Origin of the sequence: Kineococcus indalonis (assembly GCF_009906395.1) — a bacterium.
GTDB lineage: Bacteria > Actinomycetota > Actinomycetes > Actinomycetales > Kineococcaceae > Kineococcus > Kineococcus indalonis.
The window spans coordinates 1-2,756 of sequence record NZ_JAAALM010000524.1; the positions used below are offsets into that span (position 1 = coordinate 1).

Genomic DNA, 2,756 nt, shown 5'->3' on the forward strand with positions numbered 1-2,756 from the left:
GGGGGAGGGGGAGGGGCTCGCGCTCGGTCAGGCGGAACAGGCGGCCGAGCACACCCGGGCGAGGTCGACGAACCGGCGCTGGACGAGTTCCTCAGCGGGTGCGGTGGACCTGCGCATCGTGCACGACTCCCATCGGTCCTGGCGGAAGCACCCGCGCCCGAGTTCCCTCGGGGGGTTGCTGCGGCGTCGTCGAGCCAGGTCTCTCAGCCGCTCTGGATGGACGGGGAGAAACTACCGCACCCGCTGCGGTGCTGTCGATCCCCGCGCACGGGAAGGCCCCGGCGGGCCGGTCCTCCCGGCCCGCCGGGGCCTTCCCGTGCGGTTCCCGCGCTCGCGTCAGCGGTGGGTGAGCGGGGCCCTCAGCCCCAGGTGCTCGCGCAGCGTGGTGCCCACGTACTCGGTGGGGTAGGCGCCGCGGTCCTGCAGGGCGGGCACGAGCTGGTCGACGATGTCGTCCAGCCCGCTGGGCACCAGGAAGGGGGTGATGTTGAACCCGCTGCTGGCGCCGGTGCGCACCCAGCGCGTCAGCTCGTCCGCCACGGCCGAGGCGGTGCCGGCGAAACCGCGCTCGGAGGAGTTGTGGATGACCAGCTCGCGCAGGGAGAACTTGTTCTCCTCGGCGACCGCCCGCCACTGCCGGGCGACGGCGCGCGGGTCGTGGCCCTGGCGCGCCGCCCCTCGCGTGCCGTCGATGTCGGAGATCACCGGGTCGTGCGCCGGCAGCGGCCCGTCCGGGTCGTGGCCGGACAGGTCCTCGCCCCACACCTGCCCCACCAGGGACAGCGCCGTGGCGGGCGTCACCTGGTTCTCCAGGACCCAGCGCGCCTTCTCCTCGGCGTCGGACTCGCTGTCGCCCAGGACGATCTGGGTGCCGGGCAGGATGAGCACGTCGTCCTCGGGGCGGCCCGCGGCCACCACGCGGCGGCGCACGTCGTCGGCGAACCCCAGCGCGTCGGCGTGGTCGGTGCCGTGCCGGGAGAAGATGACGTCGGCGGAACGCGCGGCGAAGTCCCGCCCGGCGGGGGAGTCGCCCGCCTGGAAGACCACCGGGTGGCCCTGCGGGCTGCGCGGCACCGTGGGCCGCACCTCGACGTCGAAGAGGCGGTCGTCGTGGCGCACGGGGGCGAAGCCCTCCCCGTCCCAGCTGTCCCAGATCCGCCGCGCGATGGCCACGAACCGCTCGGCGCGCTCGTAGCGGTCGGCGTGGTCGAGGTACCCCCCGCGGCGGAAGTTCGCCCCCGTCCAGGCGTTGTCGGTCGTGACGACGTTCCACGCGGCCCGGCCGCCGGAGAGCACGTCCAGCGACGCCAGGCGCCGGGCCAGGTCCGCCGGGTCGTTGTAGGTGGTGTTCTGCGTGGCCACCAGGCCGATGCGCTCGGTGAGCCCGGCGAGCGTGGCCAGCTCGGTCAGGGCGTCGGGGCGCCCGACGACGTCGAGGTCGTGGATCTTCCCGCGCTGCTCGCGCAGCCGCAGCCCCTCGCCCAGGAAGAACGCGTCGAACAGGCCGCGCTCGGCGGTGCGGACCAGCTGCGCGAACGTCGAGTGGTGCACTTGCGACCCGCTGCGCGGGTCCGACCAGATGGTGGTGTGGTTCACGCCCTGGAAGAACACCCCGAAGTGCACCGTGGCGTCGGGGTAGCGGAACTCGCTGCTGCTCATCGTCGGCTCCTCAGGCGGTCGCGAAGCGGTTGGCCGGCCGGGTCAGGCCGAGGGTGGAGCGCAGGGTGGACCCGCTCAGCGGCGCCCGCAGCAGGCGGGCCACGCGCAGCTGCGGCAGCGTGGTGCGCACGAGCTGGCGCACGTCCTCGTCGAGGACCGCGGCGTGCAGGCGCACGCCGTCCACGCGCGCCGACAGGTCCGTCAGGAACCGCGCGAACTCCTCGCCCGACCCCGTCCAGCGCACCCGGCCGCGGTCGGGGGCCGGCGCGTCCGCCTCCAGGGCGGCGACCCGCTCCGAGGCCGGGGCGGCCTCGGTGTCCAGGGCGAACTCGACCTCCACGACGACCAGCGGGCCCTGCGCGGTGCGGCGGGCTCCCGGGTCCCCGGTGAGCACGACGTCGGCCTGCCCGGCCGGCAGCGCCCCCTCGGCGGCCAGGACGACGGACTGCCCCTGCGGGGAGCGCGGCACGGTCAGCGGGCCCTTGACCGACCAGCGGCCGGTGTCGACGTCCACGGGGTGCAGGCGGTCGCGGTCGACGTAGCGGCCCGTGGCGACGTCGCGGACCACCGCGTCGTCCTCCCAGGAGTCCCACAGGGCGCGCACGGCGCCCACGACGTCGGCCAGCTCGGTGCGCAGGTCCTCCCCGGCCAGCGCGGGCAGGCCCACCGCCCGGGCGGCGGCCGTCTCCGGCGTGGAGGTGGCGATCCACCCGGCGCGGCCGGCGGAGGAGTGGTCCAGGGAGGCGATCTGCGCGGCCACGTGGAAGGGCTCGGTGTACGTGGTGGGCACCACCGGCACCAGCCCGATCCCCTCGGTGGTGCCGGCCAGGAACGCCGCGCGCTGCACCGCGTCCAGGTGGCCGGCCGGGTTGCGCGGGTCCGGCAGCGGGGAGTCCTCGAACGTCAGCGCGGTCAGGCCCTGCGCCTGGGCGGTGACGGCGAAGCCGCGCAGCCGGGCGGGGGAGAAGACGTCGGCCGGTGCGCTGCGCGAGCGCCGCCAGGCGGCGGGGTGCCACCCGCCCCCGTCGACGTCGAGCAGGAGGTGGAACGGGTCGGGCACGGCGGGCTCCTCGTGGGGCGGTGGGTCGGTCGGGAGG

General features: G+C 75.9%; 2 protein-coding genes and 1 riboswitch. Both genes read right to left on the reverse strand.

Annotated features, from left to right (window positions below):
* Window positions 1-126: 126 nt before the first annotated feature.
* A riboswitch (SAM riboswitch) is annotated at window positions 127-223 on the reverse strand.
* A gap of 113 nt (window positions 224-336) precedes the next feature.
* Window positions 337-1,659 carry an NtaA/DmoA family FMN-dependent monooxygenase gene (locus tag GTR00_RS18355; protein WP_166613012.1) on the reverse strand — a complete coding sequence of 441 codons (1,323 nt, stop codon included), beginning with the start codon at window positions 1,657-1,659 and terminating at the stop codon, window positions 337-339.
* 10 nt (window positions 1,660-1,669) lie between these two features.
* Window positions 1,670-2,756: LLM class flavin-dependent oxidoreductase (locus GTR00_RS18360; RefSeq protein WP_205706150.1), on the reverse strand; the 1,087-nt coding region annotated here is incomplete at its 5' end.

What these genes read in the sequence shown, in the direction of transcription:
- GTR00_RS18355 (WP_166613012.1), bottom strand. Translation starts at nt 1,659, where the DNA reads ATGAGCAGCAGCGAGTTCCGCTACCCCGACGCCACGGTGCACTTCGGG.